Genomic DNA, 18424 nt, shown 5'->3' on the forward strand with positions numbered 1-18424 from the left:
CTCGGGTTCGCCTCGTGTTGTCAGTCCAATGCGTCCGGGAAGGCGTTGGCGACCTTGCCCGCGCGCAGCGTGCCGTCCAGGTAGGCGGCGCGGCAGGCCCGGCGGCCGATCTTGCCGCTGGAGGTGCGCGGGATGGCGCCCGCGGCGGTCAGCAGCACGTCGCGGACCGTGACGCCATGACGCACGGCGATCGCCGCACGGATGTCGTCGGTGATGGGTCCGACCTCGAGCTTGTGGGCGCCCGGGGCACGCTCGGCCACGATCACCAGCTGCTCCGAGGTGTCGTCGGGATCGCGCTTGATACCGGAGTGCGCGTTCTCGAAGACCTCGTCGGGAAGCTGGTTGGCCGGCACCGAGAAGGCCGCGACGTACCCGGTGCGCAGGGCCTTGCTGGCCTCCTGCGCCGAGTACTCCAGGTCCTGCGGGTAGTGGTTGCGGCCGTCGATGATCACCAGATCCTTGACGCGACCGGTGATGAACAGCTCGCCGTCGTAGTAGGCGCCGTAGTCGCCGGTGCGCACCCAGGTGGCCTCGTCGGCGGCGCCCTCGGCGTGCGACGGGCTGGTGCGGGACTTCAGGATGTTCTGGAAGGTCTCGCGGGTCTCCTCCGGCTTGCCCCAGTATCCGGTGCCCATGTTCTGGCCACTGATCCAGATCTCACCGATCTGCCCGTCGGGAAGCTCGGTGGCCGACTCGGCGTCCACGATGACGGCCCACTCGTCGAGTCCGACCTTGCCCGCGCCGGCCTGAGCCACCGCCTTCGGCGAGTCGGGGGACACCTCGACGAACCGGCCCGAGTTGAGCTCGTCCCGATCCACCGAGACGATCCGCGGTTCCTCGGTGCTCGGTGTGGTCGAGACGAACAGCGTCGCCTCGGCCAGCCCGTAGGACGGCTTGATGGCCTTGGGCGGGAAGCCGAAGGGACCGAACGCCTCGTTGAACCGGCGCACGGTGGCCGCCGAGATGGGCTCGCTGCCGTTGAGGATGGCCTTGACGTTCGACAGGTCCAGCGGCTCCGAACCCTCCTTGGGCACACCGCGCGCGGCCGCGTGGTCGAACGCGAAGTTGGGCGCGACCGAGATGGTGCCGCCGGTGTCCTCGGGCTTGCGCGCGAGCTCGCGGATCCAGCGCTCGGGCCGGCGCACGAACGCCGCGGGGGTCATGAAGGTGAAGCGGTAACCGATCATGGGCGACAGCAGGGCCGTGATCAGGCCCATGTCGTGGAAGAACGGCAGCCAGGACAGGCCGCGGTCGCCGTCGTCGCCGTCGAGCGCCTCCACGACCTGCAGCACGTTGGTGGCCAGGTTCAGGTGGGTGATCTGCACACCGGTCGGGATGCGCGTCGAACCCGAGGTGTACTGCAGGTACGCGATGGTGGTCTCGTCCGGCTCGTCGGGCTGGACCCATGTCGCGGCGACCTCGTCGGGGATGGCGTCGACCGCGATGACGCGGGGACGTTCCTTGGCGGGCCGGCTGCGGAAGAACTTGCGGACGCCCTCGGCGGCCTCGGTGGTGGTCAGGATGGCCGACGGCTCACAGTCGTCGATCACCGCGTGCAGGCGGCCGACGTGGCCGGGCTCGGACGGGTCGAACAGCGGCACCGCGATGCGGCCGCCGTAGAGCGCGCCGAAGAAGGCGACGAGGTAGTCCAGGTTCTGCGGGCACAGGATCGCGACGCGGTCACCGGGTTCGGTGACCTGCTGCAGGCGGGCGGCCACGGCCTTGTTCCGGGCGCTGAACTCCGACCAGGTCAGATCGCGGGCGACACCGTCACGCTCGGTGGAGAAGTCCAGGAACCGGTAGGCGAGGCTGTCGCCACGCACCTTGGCCCACGTCTCGACGTGTTTGACGATGCTCGCATTTTCGGGGAAGACGATCCGCCCGTCCTTGATGAAAGGGTTGTGGAACGCCATACATCTCTCCTGTCGAAAACGCCTGTGTGCTCAGCCGTCACGAGCGTGCGGTGCGGCATGGGCCGCCGCATCGCACTGCCGCTGATCCCAAACCCCACAGATCGTACAGATGCGGTGGGGGCGCAGTTCCGGTTCGACCGGTTACGCGCAGGGAGCAGCAACCACTGCTCTTAGTCAGTTCTTAATGTTACGGGCCGGTAGGTCGGTCGCCAAATCTCTGTACCAACGTCACACCGTCTGTGACCTGACCGAGACGGAATCTCCCGCGCGGCCTAGCCGTGTTTGGGGTGCGGCGCATTCTCGATGAGGCCCCGCGCCCAATTGGCGGTCCAGTCCGTCGCCGGCGCACCGTCCAGACTCCAGAACTGGGGGGTCGCGTACAGCGCGTGCACGGGTTGACCCGCTCCCCCGGCCAGCGTCTCCAGGGTCCGAGGCAGATTGGTGATGCTGAAGGCACCCTCCGGCGCGGCGCAGATCAGATCGCCCGGACCGCAGATCTGGTTGACCCGGTCGTTGAGCGCACCGAATCCTCCCGGACGCGGGCCGGTCATGGTCAGACCGAGCGTCGACAGCATGGGCACCTCGTGCAGCGTCACCTCGGCGCCCTGGCCGGGGGGCGTGGGGCCGATGTCCTTGCCCACACCGGTTTGACGCCGCCCGTCGGCGATCAACGTCACACCGAGAACCAGGTCCTCATCCACCGGACCGCGTCCGTTGCCGATGTCGCTGGCGATGTCGCCCGCGATGACGGCGCCCTGCGAGAAGCCCATGAGCACATAGCTGGTCAACGGGCACCGCTCGTTCATCTCGGTGAGCGCCTTGACCGCGGCGCGGGTGCCCTCGGCGCGGCTGTCGTTGTAGGACATCTGCTTGTCGGCGGAGAACGGATTGTGGAACTGCGCGGTGTAGGGAACCGTGTACACCTGCACTCGATCGGAGCCGAACTGCTGCTGCAGCGGTGCGCTGACCTTCAGCATCAGCGACATCGGGAACTGCGTCGGGTTGAACGGGTCATCCGTGGGCCAGGACTCCCAGGTGCCCGGAATCACCAGCGCCTGCACGTCGGGGCAACTCGCGTCCTGGAACTCGGGACGCGGCTTCTTGCCCGGCGTGGTCTGCGTCGGCGGCACGGCCGTCGGGGGAACCGCGGTGGTCGGCCCTTCGGGACGACGCACGATGACGACGATGATCGCCACCACGAGCGCGATGACGACGGCGACGGCCGCGGCCGCGATGATGCCCAGGATGCGGTGCCGACGGCGCCGCGCGGTCTTAGAGGTGCGAGCCATCTTCTCCTGCTAGCAGAGTCGGTCGGTTGCGATGCGCATGTAGGTCGAGGTCACATCGTCGACCTGGCTGGCCAGCGAGGTCACCGTGACTCCGGGTTGCGCTCCGCGAATGTCACCGCGAACCAGGGGGAGCACGAAATCGCGCACCGCCTGATCGTTCTGGCCCGCGGCATGTGCCTGACAGATGTACGAGCCTATCGACAACCCCAGCAGATCACTCGACGGGTGCACGCCTGCGTCATTGAGCGCATCGAGGTAGGCGCGTTGCTCGGCCGACATGGAGAAGTTGCTGGCGACCGCCGGGTCCGGCACCGCCAGGGCCGGGAGGTTTCCGGGTCCGGGCGCTCCGCCCGGGTGGTGCGGCACCGCCGGGGACTTCTGCACGTGTTCTCCGGGCGTGCAACCGCACACCAGGGCGGCGGACGCCACGGCGATCAGCAACGACAGTCCGGCCAGGAGGGCGGTACGCCCTCCGGCTCTGAGACCGGCCCGGTTCTGCACGTCTCCACGGTACCGGCTGAAAACATATGCAGGGTTATGCCCACGGCAGGGCGATACCCAACTGTGTCCGAACCGCGCCCGGCTAACCCCTAACGGATGGCGGCGACGATGTCACCCGACATCGCACCCAACTGCGGTGCCCACGAACCCCAGCCGTGGTCCCCGGTGGTCGGGAAGTCGAAATGGCCGTTGCCGCCACCGTTGGACCGGTACTGCGCGTAGAACGAACGGTTGCTGCCCTGCGCCTGATCGGCGTAGCCGATCATCGCGGCCGGGTCGCTGGCCGTCAGGGTCTGCGGGCTGTAGACCCACAGCCGGGTGTTGTTGTCGATCAGCAGCTGCGAGTGCACCGTGGGGTCGTGCCACTTCCAGCGCCCCAGCTGGGCCGGGCCCCACATCCGGTTGGCGTCGGCGCCGCCGAACTGCATCATGCCGGCCTGGATCGCACCGTTGAGGAACGTGTTGGACGGATTCATGAAGCCCGACATCGATCCCGCGTAGCGGTACCGGTTCGGGTAGAACGCGGCCAGCGTCACCGCGGCCGTGCCGCCCTGTGCGGCGCCGACGATCGCGTGGCCGACGGGGGCGAGGCCCTTGTTGGCGGCGAGCCAGTCGGGCAGCTCACTGCTCAGGAACGTCTCCCACTGCTTGCTGCCGTCCTGCTCCCAGTTGGTGTACATGCTGAATGCACCACCGGCGGGGGCCACGACCGAGACACCGCGCCCGCCCAGGGTGTTCATCGCGTTGCCCACGGTCACCCAGTTGCTGACGTCCGGGGCGGCGTTGAACGCGTCCAGCAGCACCACGGCATGCGGTCCGCCGCCCTGGAACGCCACCGGGATGTCCCGGCCCATGGCCGCCGAGGGCACCTGCAGGTACTCCACGCCGTCGGCGTGCGCGACGCCCGATCCGCCATGCACGGCGCCCGCGCCCCACAGCGAGGCGGTCAACGCCAGGGCGCAGAATGCCCGGACAACGATTCTCAGCATGCTGACACCCACCTTGTGCGCCCCTCACCGACTTCGACTCGCCCCACCCGCAACGTAGTGAATCACATCACCGCAGCACCGGTCGCAGGGTCGGGGCATTCCGCGGAGCCGGCACATGCGAGAAGGGGGGGGCCCCTGCGGGGCCGCCGCCTTCTGTCGCTGGTCTGTTCGACCGCTGGTGCTATCCGCCGTTGCCGACCGGCTCCGCAGCGGCCAGCGCGGCCGGGTCCTGCGGGGTGGCACCCAGCACACGCTGGATGTCCGGCTTCATCGCCTGCAGCTGCTGTCCCCAGTAGGGCCAGTCGTGCGTTCCGCCCGCCGGGAAGTTGAAGACACCGTTGGTGCCGCCGGCGGCGATGTACTCGTCCTTGAACGTCTTGTTGGTGCGCAGCGTCAAGCTCTCGAGGAACTTCGCGGGCAGGTTGTCACCCGCGATGCTGCCGTTGACCTCGGCGGGCTTGCCGTTACCGCAGAAGATCCAGATGCGGGTGTTGTTGGCGACGAGACGGTCCATGTTGACCATCGGGTCGTTGCGCTTCCAGGCGCTGCTCGCGTCCTCGGTCTTGCCCCACATGTCGTCGGCCTTGTAGCCGCCCGCGTCACCCATCGAGATGTTGATCAGGAACGGCCACCACCCCTCGGACGGGTTCAGGTAGCCCGACAGCGAGGCGGCGTACTGGAACTGGTTCGGATGCCAGATGGCCAGGGTCAGCGCGGCCGAACCGGCCATCGACAGGCCGACGGCCGCGGTGCGGGTGCTGTCGACGCCCCTGCCCGCGAGGTACGCGGGAAGTTCCTGTGTGAGGAAGGTCTCCCACTTGTAGGTCTGGCAACCGGCCTTACCGCACGCCGGCTTGTACCAGTCGCTGTAGAAGCTGGACTGGCCGCCGACCGGCATGACGACCGAGAGGCCCGAGCCGTAGTACCACTCGAACGCCTGCGTGTTGATGTCCCACCCGTTGAAGTCGTCCTGGGCGCGCAGACCGTCGAGCAGGTACACCGCGGGCGAGTTCGGGCCACCGCTCTGGAACTGGACCCGGACGTCGCGGCCCATACCGGCCGACGGCACATCCAGGTACTCCACGGGCAGGCCCGGACGGGAGAACGCGCTCGCCGTTGCGGTGCTGCCGACAACGCCGATCAGACCGGGCAGCAGTGCCGCCGCAGCGGCTCCAGCAGCGAGGCGGCGCCCCCACGCACCGCGCATCTTCTCGACAAGTTTCATAGAGCTTCCCATCCCATCTTTTTCGTGTACGCCGCACGATCCGGCGTCAACTGACTCCTCGCAGCGGCCCTCGTTCCGCCACCGACAAAGTCCAACGTGTTCATGTAGTCAACCACAGGTCCTCGACTCGATCTCTTCTCGTCGTCTCCAGCTAACCGGCCAGCGTCGCGATCAGATCGGGCTTCATGGCCTGCAGTTGTTGCCCCCAATACGCCCACGAATGGTTACCCGCGGGCGGGAAATTGAAGGTGGCGTTGGTGCCCCCTGCAGCGAGGTATTTCTCCTGGAATCGCCTGTTGCTGCCGATCGCCAGCGTCTCCAGGCTGGTGGCGTTCAGCGCCTGGTTCGGGTCGGCGTTCTCATCGATCTCGGTCTGCCCGCCGGGTGCGCAGTAGATCCACAGCCGGGTGCCGTTGTTGACGATCGTCTGCACTTGGACCACCGGGTCGTTGCGCTTCCAGGCCGGGTCCCACGGCGGCCCCCACATGTTGTCCACGTTGTAGCCCCCGGCGTCGAGCATCGCGACCCGGATGGCCTGCTTCATGAAGGCGGTCGACGGGTTGAGGAACCCCGACAGCGACGCCGCGAAGCGGAACTGTCCGGGGTGGTAGGCCGACAGGATCAGCGCCGCGCCACCGGACATCGACAGCCCCACCACGGCGTTGCCGCTCGGCGACACCGACTTGGTGGCCGCGAGGTGGGCGGGCAGCTCACGAGTGAGGAATGTCTCCCATTTGTATGTGTAGCCCTGCTTGTTGAAGTTCGACGGCGAGTACCAGTCGCTGTAGAAGCTGGACTGCCCGCCGACCGGCATGACCACCGAGACGCCGGACTCGTAGAACCACTCGAACGCCGGGGTGTTGATGTCCCACCCGCTGTAGTCGTCCTGGGCGCGCAGACCGTCGAGCAGGTAGACCGCGTGCGGTCCGCCGCCCTGGAACTGCACCCGAATGTTGCGGCCCATGGCCGCCGAGTACACATCGAGGTACTCCACCGGCAGACCCTCGCGGGAAAACGCCGCGGCGGTGGGTGCGCCCGCGACCAGCGAGACCGCGGGAATGGTCAGCGCAGCCGCGACCAGGGCGATCAGGCGGCGCGCAGCAGGCAGCACACCAGTCGTCCTCATTCTCAAGACGTGTTCCATCCGTTCGTTCACACTCGCGGCCGGTGCGTGCGAACCGCACCTCCTGCATCCGTATCGCCCGCGCAGTCCCGCAGCGTTACCGAAGGAGCTCGAGAGGCCCCGTCGTGTCAGGGCCTGCGGTCACGGGCCCGTAGCCGGTAGGCCAGTGTAGGGGGCGGTGGGCAGTTCGGGCTCCTGCAGTCCGCAGCGCAGCAGTTCGTACTGCGGCACCCGGTCGATGCGGTACTTCGTGTAGTCGTAGGCATGCAGCACGTTCGACAGGAACCGGCGCGGACCCAACGGAGCCCGAATCGAGGTCAGCACCGCGTCTGTGGCGGGGCACTGCAGTGCGGCCTGGGCCTCACGGATCCAGCCCTCATCGAGATAGGTCGGAATGTAGGGCGGTTCCTTGAGGAACGGACCCTCGGCCACCGCCCAGTCCGGGAACAGATTCTTGTCGTGGCCGATCCGGCCGTCCTCGAGGCGCTCGGTGTGCGCGGCCAACGGGTTGGCCAATCCGATCTGGTCGATCACCCGGACGTTGAGCCCGAGATTCATCCCCGTCATCCCGAGGTTGGTGAAAAAGATTGTGTGCGGGCCTCGTTCGGTCCGGGGCGGCGCACCCGGCGGACGCGGTGGAGGCGGGATCGCGGGCACGACGTCCCACTGGTCGTAGTTGCCTGAGGGCAGCAGCAGGGCACCATCGGGTGTGTTGTTGATGGCGACCAGGGCGGCGCGCATCCGGGGGTAGTCGAGGTAGTCGGCCGCCGTCAACGGGTGGGCATGACCGGTGGCCTGCGCGTAGAACCTGCGCTCGTCGACGATTCCGGAGTGCGTGACGCGGGTGGCGTCGGGGCCCAGACCGGGTGAGTTGGCCGCCCACAGCGACCAACCGACCACGCAGCCCCACAGCACCGTGGTGGCGCCTGCGAGCAGATACCCGGCCTCTCGCGAGAACCGGGCGCCGTCGGGCTTGACCACGGGAATCACCGCCACCGGCGCGAGCATCAGGAACACCGGGGTCAGCAGCACCCGGCCGTGCATGAAGTCGCCGCCCTGGCGGACCCAGTAGACGGCCTGGATCAGGCCGCTGACCACGAAGAACGCGGCCACCACGGGGGGCCGCTGCAGCGTGCGGGCCCAGCGCGGGTGCTCGCGCGAGACGCTCTGGTCGATCCACCAGGGCCGACTGTGGGTGGCCGCCAGCAGCAGGGCCAGCGCCACCAGCAGGATGGCCGGGATCCACAGCGCGTAGGGCTTGTTGAAGTTGGCCAGGTAGATGAAGCCCTGCTCCCATTTGGATCCCGAGGCGTCCTTGGCCACCGCGGTTCCGGGCACAATCAGCGCGTAGTAGCCCATCCGGAAGATCTGGTAGCCCACGGGCAGCAGGCCGCCCGCGACCACGACCATCAGCCGGTGCCGCCACCCGCGCGTGCTGAGCAGCAGCATGACCAGCACGCCGCCGCCGACGAGCGCGAGTTCGGGGCGGATCAGCACACTCAACCCGGCCACAAACGCCAGTGCCGCAACGAATCCCGGCCCGGTGGCGCTGAACCGGGACGGCGCGCGCACAGCCTCGGCGCGCAGGCCCTGCGACCAGCAGACCGCCATCCACCACAGCAGTCCGATGTAGGTCAGCACCAGCCCGTTCTCCAGACCGGAGGTGGCGAAGTCACGCGCGGGCGGAATCGCGATGTACACCAGGACGCCCGCGGGCAGCAGCACGGCGCTGCGCCCCTGCAGGCTCGGGGCGAACAACCGGGCCGCGCCGAGCATCAGCAGCACCACGCCGACCAGCGACAGCGTCAGCGCGAGGGCCAACGCGACGTACTCCAGGCGCGCCGGACCGCCGACGAGGCCGCCGAGGTACATGACGTAGGTCCACAGTGTGGAGGTGTTGGCCTCCACCCGCTCCCCGGCGTTGAACACCGGTCCGTTGCCGGCCATCAGGTTTCGGACCGTGCGCAGCACGATCAGTCCGTCGTCGGCGATCCAGCGCCGCTGCCAGGCGCCCCATCCGAAGAGCACCGTGACGACGAGGATGCTGCACCACAGGCTGATCCGCGCCGACACTGGCAGGGGGAAGACGGGTTTGAGCGGTGGCGCGGGCGGAGGTGTCCGCCGATCGTGCCCGTCGGGCGCGATCGGTTCGGTCGCCGAGGTGGGAGCGGGCGTCGCCCTCGGTGCCCGTCTCAGCGTGGGTGGTGCCGGCTGACGGGAGGCCAGCACGACGGTGTCACCCGAAGTAGATTGCGGCACCGACTGTTCCGATCAACGCCAGGGCCAGCAGTTGCAGGACCCGGTCGCGCAGGGCGATGTCCTCTGGTTCGCCGGCGATGCCACCGTCGATGTCGACCGCGTAGCGCAGGATCGCCACGGTGAACGGGATGATCGAGACGGCCCACCAGGACGCCGTGCCACCGTCGCGCTCGAAGGCGAACAGGCCGTAGCACAGCACCACCGCGGTGGCCGACAGCGTCCACACGAACCGCAGATAGCTGCTGGTGTAGCTCTCCAGCGACTTGCGGATCTTGGCGCCGGTGCGCTCGGCCAACTGCAGTTCGGCGTAGCGCTTGCCCGCCGCCATGAACAGCGAGCCGAACGCCATCACCAGCAGGAACCATTGCGAGAGCTGGATGTTGGTGGCCGCGCCGCCCGCGATGGCTCGGATCAGGTATGCCGACGAGACGATGCAGATGTCGAGCACCGCCTGGTGTTTGAGCCCGAAGCAGTAGGCCAGCTGGATGGCGATGTAGACGCCGATCACCACGGCCAGGCTGGGGCTGGCGAAGTAGGCGATCACCAGCGCTGCCACGCCGAGCGCCACAGCCAGTGTGTAGGCCAGCGACTCCGGCACCACGCCGGCCGCGATCGGGCGGAACCGTTTGGTCGGGTGCTGCCGGTCGGCCTCGACGTCGCGTGCGTCGTTGATCAGGTAGATGCACGAGGCGGCCATGCAGAACACCACGAACGCGATCGCGACGTGGGTGAGCAGGAACCCGTAGTCGTATTCGACGTCGGTGCCCAGTGCCGCCAGCGGCGCCACCAGCACCAGCAGGTTCTTCACCCACTGCCGCGGGCGCAGTGCCTTGATGACACCGCTGAACAGATTGCTGGGCGGGCCGGGTTCGCCGGCCACCTTCTGCGTCCTCTGCTCGCTCACTGGGCTCCTTCGATCCGATCGGCAATCGCCTCAGTCGCTCTGGCCACCACCGCACCCACCAGGACACCGGTCGCGACGTCGCTGGGATAGTGCACGCCCAGCACCATCCGTGACAACGCCATGGGCGGAACCAGAAGGGCAGGCAGCGGCAACCCCGTCGCGCGGCCCATCAGGATGGCCGCCGCGGTGGTCGAGGTCGCGTGAGCGGACGGGAAGCTGAGACGACTCGGCGTCCCGACGTTGACGGCGATCGCGGGGTGGTCCGGCCGGGTCCGGCGGACCACGCGCTTGATGACCACGGCCGCCGCGTGCGCGGTGAACGCCCCGACACCCGCGGTGATCCACTCGCGGCGGCGCCGGCGCGAGAACACCGCGCCGAGCGCGGCCAGCGCCATCCAGCCGAGGCTGTGTTCACCGAAGTGCGACATCCCCCGGGCGACACCGAGCACACCGGGTCGCGTCGCCAACGCGGACTGCACCGCCACCAGCACGGCGTCCTCACCCCGCGGCGGGAGCGCGTCCTGGTTGCCCGCGCTGGCCGCCCCGTTGTCACGCATCGGTGGATTCCAGCAGCACCGATTCCCACCTCTGCCTGCTGGTCAGTTCGGGCAGCGCCTCCCGGTAGACCCGGCGCATGGTGTCGTACTTGCGTGCGAGTTTCGCGTGCTGACGCAGTGAGGCGCGCAGCAGTTCGAACATCTTGGCCCGGTCACGCTGCCGGTACACCACACCTCGGCCGTCGGCCGTCGTCACGGTGACGCCGTCGACCTTGCACAACAGGAACCAGCGGGCATCCTGCGTGGCGATGTTGAGTTCGGGCCGCACGTGGTGGGCCCGGTTCTCCCTGCGAAGCTGGTGTGCCACGCCACGAGCCAGCCGAACCCCGATGGTGGGCAGCGACGTCGGCGGCTTGTGCACGGCGCGGCGACCCGACGGTGCGGGCAGCGATGTGGCCCCCGGCAGCACCACGGCGTCGGGGTACTCCTTGCGCATCCGGTGCACCTCGGGCAGCGCCGACTCCAGGATGGAGAAGATGTGCTCGGGCCCGGCGAGGAAGTCCTCGATGGCCCGGTTCTGAATGGCGACGGTCGAATATTCAAGGCAGAGAAGGTGTTTGAGCGTTGCCTTGATCGAACTCTTGAGCAGGCCCCTGACGTCGCCGTCCCAGTGCAGTGCCGAGACCACCAGTCGGTTGCGCAGGTGGAAGTAGGCCTGCCAGTCGATCGCGTCGTCCTTGTCGCTCCAGGCCATGTGCCAGATCGCGGTGCCCGGCATGGTCACCGTGCCGTACCCGTGCTCGGCCGCGCGCAGACCGTAGTCGGCGTCGTCCCACTTGATGAACAGCGGAAGCGGCTGACCCAGCTCCTCGGCGACCTGGCGCGGGATCATGCACATCCACCAGCCGTTGTAGTCGACGTCGATGCGCCGGTGCAGCTGCCGGCTCTTGTCCGACTCGTCGGCCAGTGGGTACTTGGCGAAGTCGTGGTCGTACTCCGTGAACGGGGCGTTGGTCCACATGAAGTTGGCCCGGTCGACCACCTCACCCATGACATGCAGATGCGAGGGCTCCTGCAGGTTGAGCATCTGCCCGCCGATCAGCGTCGGCGTCTTGGCGAACCGGTTGAGCGCGAGCGCCCGCAGGATCGAGTCGGGCTCGATGCGGATGTCGTCGTCCATGAACAGGATCTGCTCACAGTCGGTGTTCTTGAGCGCCTCGTACATCACCCGGCTGTAACCGCCCGAACCGCCGAGGTTGGGCTGGTTGTGGATCGACAGGCGATCGCCCAGTTTCTCGGCCGCTGCGGCGAAGTCCGGATGGTCGACGGCCTTGCGGTTGCCCTGATCGGAGACGATGACCGCACCGATGACGTTGTCCACCAACTCATCCGACGTCAACGCGGCCAGCGCGTTGACACAGTCGGACGGGCGGTTGAAGGTCGGGATGCCGACCGCGATGTCGGCGCGGCCCGGGGCCTCGACGGGGGCGTACCAGCCGGCGCTGTGCAGCGTCACCGCACTTTCGGTGGTGATGTCGAACCAGATCCAGCCGCCGTCCTCGAAGGGGTCCAGGCCGATCTCGAACTCGGTCCAGGCCGGCGTGGACGGGTCCGGGCTGGACACCTGCGTGCCACCGACGGTGATGCGCGCCCCGGTGGCCTTGGTGCGGTACACGTCGACGCGCGCGCTTCCGGTCAGTTCGACGCGCAGCACCACCGACTCCAGCGTCGACCAGCGCCGCCAGTAGCTGGCCGGGAAGGCGTTGAAGTAGGTCGCGAAGGACACCTCGGACTCGGACCCGATCTCGAGCGTCGTGCGGGTCGGGGCGTGCGCCCGGCGGACGTTGGTGTTGGACTCCTCGATGTAGAGCTTGCGCACATCGAGCGGTTCGCCGGGACGCGGCAGGATCACCCGGGACAGCAGGCTGACCGCCCGGGACTCCGCTGTGCCGAGCGGTCCTGAGGGGATGTCACTCATGCTGTACTGCTCTCTTCACTGTCGGTCAGGGGCGCACCGTCGACCAGGTGCGGCGCCAGGGTGTTGTCGTACATGTTGAGCGCGCTGGCGATCGCCATGTGCATGTCGAGGTACTGGTAGGTGCCGAGCCTGCCCCCGAACAGCACCTTTGCCGAGGCGGTCTCGGCTTTGGCCCGGGACCGATAAGCCGTCAGCAGCGCACGGTCGGCGTCGGTGTTGATCGGATAGTAGGGCTCGTCGTCGTTGTCGGCGAACCGCGAGTACTCCCGCATGATGACGGTCTTGTCGGTCGGGTAGGCCCGCTCCGGGTGGAAGTGCCGGAACTCGTGGATCCGGGTGTAGGGGACGTCGGCGTCGTTGTAGTTCATCACCGGGGTGCCCTGGAAGTCTCCGGTCGGCAGCACCTCGAGTTCGAAGTCGAGGGTGCGCCAGCCCAGCCGGCCCTCCGCATAGTCGAAGTAACGGTCCAGCGGGCCGGTGTAGACGACGGGCGCCGAGGGGGACTCGCTGCGCAGCTGGTCGCGGACGTCGAACCAGTCGGTGTCCAGGCGGACCTCGATCCGCTCGTCGGCCGCCATGTTCTGCAGCCAGGCCGTGTAGCCGTCGACGGGCAGACCCTCATAGGTGTCGTTGAAGTAGCGGTTGTCGAACGTGTACCGCACCGGCAGGCGGGTGATGTTGGACGCCGGCAGTTCGGTGGGATCGGTCTGCCACTGCTTGGCGGTGTAGGCCTTGATGAAGGCCTCGTAGAGGGGCCGGCCGACCAGGCTGATGGCCTTCTCCTCGAAGTTCGCCGCATCTTCGGTGGCGATCTCCGCGGCCTGCTCCCTGATGAGCTGCCGCGCCTCGTCGGGGGTGAAGTAGCGGCCGAAGAACTGGGACACCAGGCCCAGCCCCATCGGGAACTGGTAGGCCTGGCCCTTGTGCAGCGCGAAGACACGGTGCTGGTACCCCGTGAAGTCGGTGAACTGCCGCACGTAGTCCCACACCCGCTTGTTGGACGTGTGGAAGAGGTGGGCGCCGTACTTGTGCACCTCGATGCCGGTCTGCGGTTCGGCCTCGGAGTAGGCGTTGCCGCCGATGTGGGGTCGCCGCTCGACGACGAGGACGCGCTTGCCCAACTGGGTGGCCACGCGCTCGGCGATCGTCAAACCGAAGAAACCGGATCCGACGACAAAGAGGTCGTAGCGACCTCGATCAGGAGAACTCATCGGCAGCAAGGGTATCTGACGGGGCCACTTCGGCCGATTCGACGGGCTGCGCCGCTTCCTCACTGTTCAGGGCGCTGCCGGAGGCGCTGTGGCCGTCGGACGGTGCGGAGGACGGTACCGGGGACGTCTCAACGGCGACGCAGCGGTGTCGCGATTAGCTCACGATTCCGCATCGTCACTCCAGTCACAACAGTCACAGCGGTACCGTCGATCCCGTAGTTCGACCACGTAGTTCCTGTGACACACGTAGTCCAGATATTGAGGAGACTTCCGTGCCAAACCGACGTCGACGCAGGCTCTCGACAGCTATGAGCGCAGTCGCCGCCATGGCCGTCGCGAGTCCATTTGCCGTCATCGCAGTTTCCGAGCTCTACCCCGCCCCGCAGCAGCATGAGTTCAAGCAGGCCGCCGTCGTGACCGACCTGCCCAACGAGCTGATGTCCGCGCTGCAGCAGGGCCTGTCCCAGTTCGGTATCAACCTGCCGCCCATGCCCACGGGCCTGAGCCCCGCGGGTGCCATGCCGGCCACACTGACCAATCCCGCGCTGGCCGGCACCCCGAGCCTCGCCGCGCCCGGGCTGACGCCGAGCCTGGCCACACCCGGGCTGACGCCGAGCCTGGCCACACCGGGACTGACCCCGGGCGTCCCGGCGGCGCCCGTCACCCCGGGCCTGACCACGCCCCCGGTGACGCCGGGTCTGACCAGCCCGACGACCCCGGGCCTGGGCGACACGTCACTGACCAACCCGGCGCTGACCCCGGCGCTGAGCCCGACCGGCCTGACGCCGTCGCTGCCGACCACGGGTCTCAACCCCGCGCTCACCCCGACGGATCCGCTGGCGCCGATCCCGGGTGCCACCCCCGGCCTGGGGCTGGGCACCGAGATGCCCATCAGTGCGCCGATCGGCCTCGATCCGATGGCGGGCACCTACCCGATCCTCGGTGATCCGTCACTGGGCATGGGCGTGCCCGCGGCCTCGACCGGCGGTGGCGGCCTGATCAGCGACCTGAGCAGCGCGGCGCAGCAGTTGGGCGCCGGACAGGCCATCGACCTGCTCAAAGGCGTCGTGATGCCCTCGATCATGAGCGCCGTGCAGTCGGCCGCGCCCGCGGCTCAGGCCGCAGCGGCTCCGGCAGCCGAGGCCGCCGCGGCAGCAGCACCCGCGGCGGGCTGAACACACCTCCCTACAGACGGCACCGCAGGGTGGGCTCAAACCCTCGACCCCATCCAGAGCCCAAGACCCTGCGGTGCCGTTGCTCGTTTTCACTTGTTTCACTTTCGTACCGTGTCGAAACACACGTAACAATCGACACATACGTAACATCAGTCCGTGCCTCGTCGCTCCGGTCGCCGGCCACCGCCGGCCCTGCTGCTCACCGCCATCGCGGCGACAGCGGTGATCCTGCCCTGGGCCGTGGACGACACCCCCGCTCAGGACGCCCCCAGCGCTGCGAACACGCGCCTGGTCGAACAACCACTCGACGGTCTCGGCGGTGGCGAGAGCATTCGCGAGGTGTCCCAGGCCACGCCGTTCTCCATGGTCGCGATCACCGGCGACAACCTGACCGGCACCTCGGCCCGGGTCCGCGCCAAACGCGGGGACGGCAGCTGGGGCCCCTGGTACTCGGCTGAAGCCCTGCGCACCACCGGAAGCGACGACGCGCCCGGCGGCTCCCCCGGCACCGATCCGGTGTTCGTCGGCAACACCACGGCGGTTCAGATCGCGGTGACCCGGCCCAAGGACGCACCGGTCACCACCGCTCCGCCCAAGCATGACGACCTCGGTTACCGCCCCGCCAGCACCGAACGCTCACTCGGCCAGAATCTGTCGGCCATCCTGATCAGCCCGCCCCAGGCGCCCGTCGACGTGCAGTGGACGCCACCCACCGCGGCCATGGCGCCCGGGCAACCGCCCCCGATCATCACCCGTGCCCAGTGGGGCGCGGCACCGGCAGGCAACTGCGGCACCCCGGTCTACGACGACGGTGTGCGCGCCGGGATCGTGCACCACACCGCCGGCAGCAACGACTACGCGCCGGAGGATTCCGCGGCGATCGTGCGCGCCATCTGGGCGTACCACACCGCGACCCTGGGCTGGTGCGACATCGCCTACAACGCGCTGGTCGACAAGTACGGCCAGGTGTTCGAGGGGCGCGCAGGCGGCCTGGACCGACCGGTCGAGGGCTCGCACACCGGTGGCTTCAACCGCAACACATTCGGCGTCGCCATGCTCGGCGAGTTCAGCGTCGACCGCCCCACCGACGCCCAGTTGGGCGCGGTCGGCCGGCTGCTCGGCTGGCGCCTGGGCCTCGACCACGTCGACCCGCGCGGCACCGTCGTCCTGACCTCCGCGGGCGGTGAGTTCACCCACTTCGCCCGCGGCTCGATGCCCACGCTGCCGACCATCTTCACCCACCGCGACGTCGGCAACACCGAGTGTCCCGGCGCCGCGGCACTGGCGGCGATGGACACGATCCGGGACCTGGCCGCGCGATTCAGTCAACCCGCGGGACCCGTGACGCTCGAGGACCGGTTGCGCGGCGGCGCGATCTACGCCAAGTGGCAGAAGCTCGGCGGCCCGGATTCGATTCTGGGCGCACCGACGTCGCCGGAGGCGTCCGCCGACGGTGACATCCGGTACGCGACGTTCGAGCGGGGCGCCATGTACTGGTCACCGAGCAGCGGCGCCGCTCCGGTCACCGGTGCCATCTACGCCGCGTGGGGCTCGCTGGGGTACGAGCGCGGTCGGCTGGGGCTGCCCACCAGCGGGGAGATCCACGAACCGCTGTGGATCAAGCAGAACTTCCAGCACGGCACGCTCAACTTCGACCGCGAGACCGGACTCGTGACGCGCGTCGTCGACGGTGTCGCACAACAGCTTCCGGCGCCGCCGGCCGATGGTCCACCGGTGCAGCTGGAGCGGTTCACCCCGATCAGCGTCGGCTGAGCCCGACCTTCCGGCGAGCGGAACCGGTCAGAGCCACCAGCGTTCGAGGACCCGCGCCAGGCCGTCGTCGGAGTTGGGCGTGGTCACCTCGTCGGCCGCGGCGATCGCCTCCGGATGCGCATTGCCCATCGCCACGCCGTGTCCGGCCCAGCCGAGCATCGGCACGTCATTGGGCATGTCCCCGAACGCGATGATGTCGGCGGCCGTGATGCCCTGCGGTGCCGCGACTTCGGCCACCCCGGTGGCCTTGCTGACCCCGCGCGGGACGATCTCGATCAGCCCGTTGTTGGTGCTGTAGGTGATGTCCCCGTCGTCGCCGACCCATTTGGCCAGCTCGGTGGCCATGTCGGCGCTCTGCGCCCCGGCCCTGCGGATCAGGAGTTTGACGGCCGGCTCCGCCAGCAGGTCCTCCAGCGACACCTCGGTGTTGTCCGGGTTCAGCCAGGCGTGCTCATAGCCGGGCGAGCTGATGAACTGCGGTGTGGCGGCGTCGTGGGCGCTGCGCCCGATCCGCTCCACCGCCAGACCCACACCGGGGATCGCCCGGTTGGCGATCTCAGCCCACCTGGCCAGCGCCTCGGTGGACAGCGTGCGGGCCGACAGAATCCGATCCTGGGCGGGGTCGTAGATCACCGCACCGTTCGCGCACACCGCCAGCGGCGCGAAGCCCAGCGCGTCGACGACGGGTGCCACCCAGCGCGGCGGACGGCCCGTGGCGAGCACGAACTGGGTCCCGGCTGCGACGGCGGCCGCGACGGCGGCTCGTGTACGGGGGGTGACCTGCTCGTCGTCGTCGAGCAGCGTGCCGTCGACGTCGGTGGCGATCAGAGTGGGCAGTGTCATCAGTGCTGGGTCCGCCTTCGCGCGCGTTCGGCCAACTCCGCTTCGTCGAGAGCCTTGGCCTCTTCCATGGTGGGGGCGCCGCCGCCCAGTCGGCGCGGCACCCAGTACGCACCCGCGGGATGCGGGTACTCCTCCTGCACGCGATGCAGGATCGTCGTCATCGCGTTGCGCATCTCCGCCTCCAGACGGTCTGCGGTGCCCTCGGGCCGGATCGGATCCCCCACCACAACGGTGATCGGAATCTTGTTGCGGCCCAGGCTTCTTGGATGGTCCTTGGTCCACATCCGCTGGGCCCCCCACACGATGAGCGGGATCAGCGGCACCTGGGCCTCGAGCGCCATCCGCGGGGCGCCGGACTTGAACTCCTTGAGCTCGAAGGACCGGCTGATGGTCGCCTCCGGGTACACCGCGACCAGTTCACCGTCACGCAGCCGGTCGACGGCCGCGGCATAGGCCCCGGCGCCCGCGCTGCGGTCCACCGGGATGGTCTTGGAGTGGGTGATCAGGAAGTTGACGAACTTGACCTCCTGCATCTCGGCCTTGATCAGGAACCGCAGGCGGCGCCTGCGCTGCGTGGCGGCCAGTGCGGCGGGGAGGAAGTCGATGTAGCTGGTGTGGTTGATCGCGATCACGGCGCCGCCGGTGGCGGGAATGTTCTCCAGGCCGTGGAACGTGATCTTGGTTCCGGTGACGCGCCTGGCGATGCCGGCGGCGATCTCGAGGCTGCGGAAAACGGGTTCCATC

At 68.6% G+C, this 18424-nt stretch carries 15 protein-coding genes; 2 read left to right on the top strand and 13 right to left on the bottom strand.

Annotation, left to right across the window (positions count from 1 at the left end; genetic code table 11):
- Positions 1 to 20: 20 nt before the first annotated feature.
- The 11 genes from fadD32 to glf all read right to left on the bottom strand — a co-directional run bounded on the left by fadD32 (position 21) and on the right by glf (position 13889).
- Positions 21 to 1913: a long-chain-fatty-acid--AMP ligase FadD32 gene (gene fadD32, locus A5727_RS00675; protein ID WP_068242836.1), complete on the bottom strand. Its 1893-nt coding sequence runs from the start codon at positions 1911 to 1913 to the stop codon at positions 21 to 23.
- A gap of 272 nt (positions 1914 to 2185) precedes the next feature.
- On the bottom strand, positions 2186 to 3202 hold the full coding sequence (gene culp6, locus A5727_RS00680; protein WP_068242839.1) for a carboxylesterase Culp6: 1017 nt from the start codon (positions 3200 to 3202) through the stop codon (positions 2186 to 2188).
- 9 nt (positions 3203 to 3211) lie between these two features.
- Entirely contained in the window at positions 3212 to 3703 is a 492-nt protein-coding gene (locus A5727_RS00685) for a hypothetical protein (RefSeq protein ID WP_068242842.1), read from the bottom strand.
- A gap of 89 nt (positions 3704 to 3792) precedes the next feature.
- Positions 3793 to 4692, bottom strand: coding sequence for an esterase family protein (locus A5727_RS00690; protein ID WP_068242911.1), 900 nt, complete (start codon positions 4690 to 4692; stop codon positions 3793 to 3795).
- Positions 4693 to 4873: 181 nt separating this feature from the next.
- A complete protein-coding gene (locus A5727_RS00695; protein WP_068242845.1) occupies positions 4874 to 5917 on the bottom strand; it encodes an esterase family protein in 1044 nt (347 codons plus the stop codon).
- A gap of 151 nt (positions 5918 to 6068) precedes the next feature.
- The gene (locus A5727_RS00700) at positions 6069 to 7043 is read right to left on the bottom strand and encodes an esterase family protein (protein WP_082949511.1); all 975 of its coding nucleotides are present in this window, start codon (positions 7041 to 7043) and stop codon (positions 6069 to 6071) included.
- 138 nt (positions 7044 to 7181) lie between these two features.
- Positions 7182 to 9185: a terminal beta-(1->2)-arabinofuranosyltransferase gene (gene aftB, locus A5727_RS00705; RefSeq protein WP_068242916.1), complete on the bottom strand. Its 2004-nt coding sequence runs from the start codon at positions 9183 to 9185 to the stop codon at positions 7182 to 7184.
- A 91-nt stretch (positions 9186 to 9276) separates the two neighbouring features.
- Entirely contained in the window at positions 9277 to 10179 is a 903-nt protein-coding gene (locus A5727_RS00710; RefSeq protein ID WP_502687644.1) for a decaprenyl-phosphate phosphoribosyltransferase, read from the bottom strand.
- A 20-nt stretch (positions 10180 to 10199) separates the two neighbouring features.
- Positions 10200 to 10760: a phosphatase PAP2 family protein gene (locus A5727_RS00715; RefSeq protein ID WP_068242852.1), complete on the bottom strand. Its 561-nt coding sequence runs from the start codon at positions 10758 to 10760 to the stop codon at positions 10200 to 10202.
- Positions 10753 to 12678, bottom strand: coding sequence for a glycosyltransferase (locus A5727_RS00720; RefSeq protein ID WP_068242855.1), 1926 nt, complete (start codon positions 12676 to 12678; stop codon positions 10753 to 10755). Before A5727_RS00720 ends, A5727_RS00715 begins: the two co-directional genes overlap by 8 nt.
- Positions 12675 to 13889, bottom strand: coding sequence for a UDP-galactopyranose mutase (glf, locus tag A5727_RS00725; RefSeq protein WP_068242857.1), 1215 nt, complete (start codon positions 13887 to 13889; stop codon positions 12675 to 12677). Before glf ends, A5727_RS00720 begins: the two co-directional genes overlap by 4 nt.
- A gap of 272 nt (positions 13890 to 14161) precedes the next feature.
- Between glf and A5727_RS00730 the strand changes: the two genes are divergently transcribed.
- Both A5727_RS00730 and A5727_RS00735 read left to right on the top strand, forming a co-directional pair.
- Positions 14162 to 15064, top strand: a complete 903-nt coding sequence (locus A5727_RS00730) for a hypothetical protein (RefSeq protein ID WP_068242860.1) — start codon at positions 14162 to 14164, stop codon at positions 15062 to 15064.
- A 156-nt stretch (positions 15065 to 15220) separates the two neighbouring features.
- On the top strand, positions 15221 to 16837 hold the full coding sequence (locus A5727_RS00735) for an N-acetylmuramoyl-L-alanine amidase (protein WP_068242863.1): 1617 nt from the start codon (positions 15221 to 15223) through the stop codon (positions 16835 to 16837).
- A gap of 27 nt (positions 16838 to 16864) precedes the next feature.
- Here A5727_RS00735 and A5727_RS00740 read toward each other — a convergent pair whose 3' ends face one another.
- Together A5727_RS00740 and A5727_RS00745 are read right to left on the bottom strand one after the other, a co-directional pair.
- The gene (locus A5727_RS00740) at positions 16865 to 17680 is read right to left on the bottom strand and encodes a Cof-type HAD-IIB family hydrolase (RefSeq protein ID WP_068242866.1); all 816 of its coding nucleotides are present in this window, start codon (positions 17678 to 17680) and stop codon (positions 16865 to 16867) included.
- Entirely contained in the window at positions 17680 to 18423 is a 744-nt protein-coding gene (locus tag A5727_RS00745) for a lysophospholipid acyltransferase family protein (protein WP_068242869.1), read from the bottom strand. The genes A5727_RS00740 and A5727_RS00745 overlap by 1 nt, the downstream gene beginning before the upstream one ends.
- Position 18424: the final 1 nt, after the last annotated feature.

The sequence above is a fragment of the Mycobacterium sp. ACS4331 genome (assembly GCF_001667265.1).
Taxonomy (GTDB): Bacteria; Actinomycetota; Actinomycetes; order Mycobacteriales; family Mycobacteriaceae; genus Mycobacterium.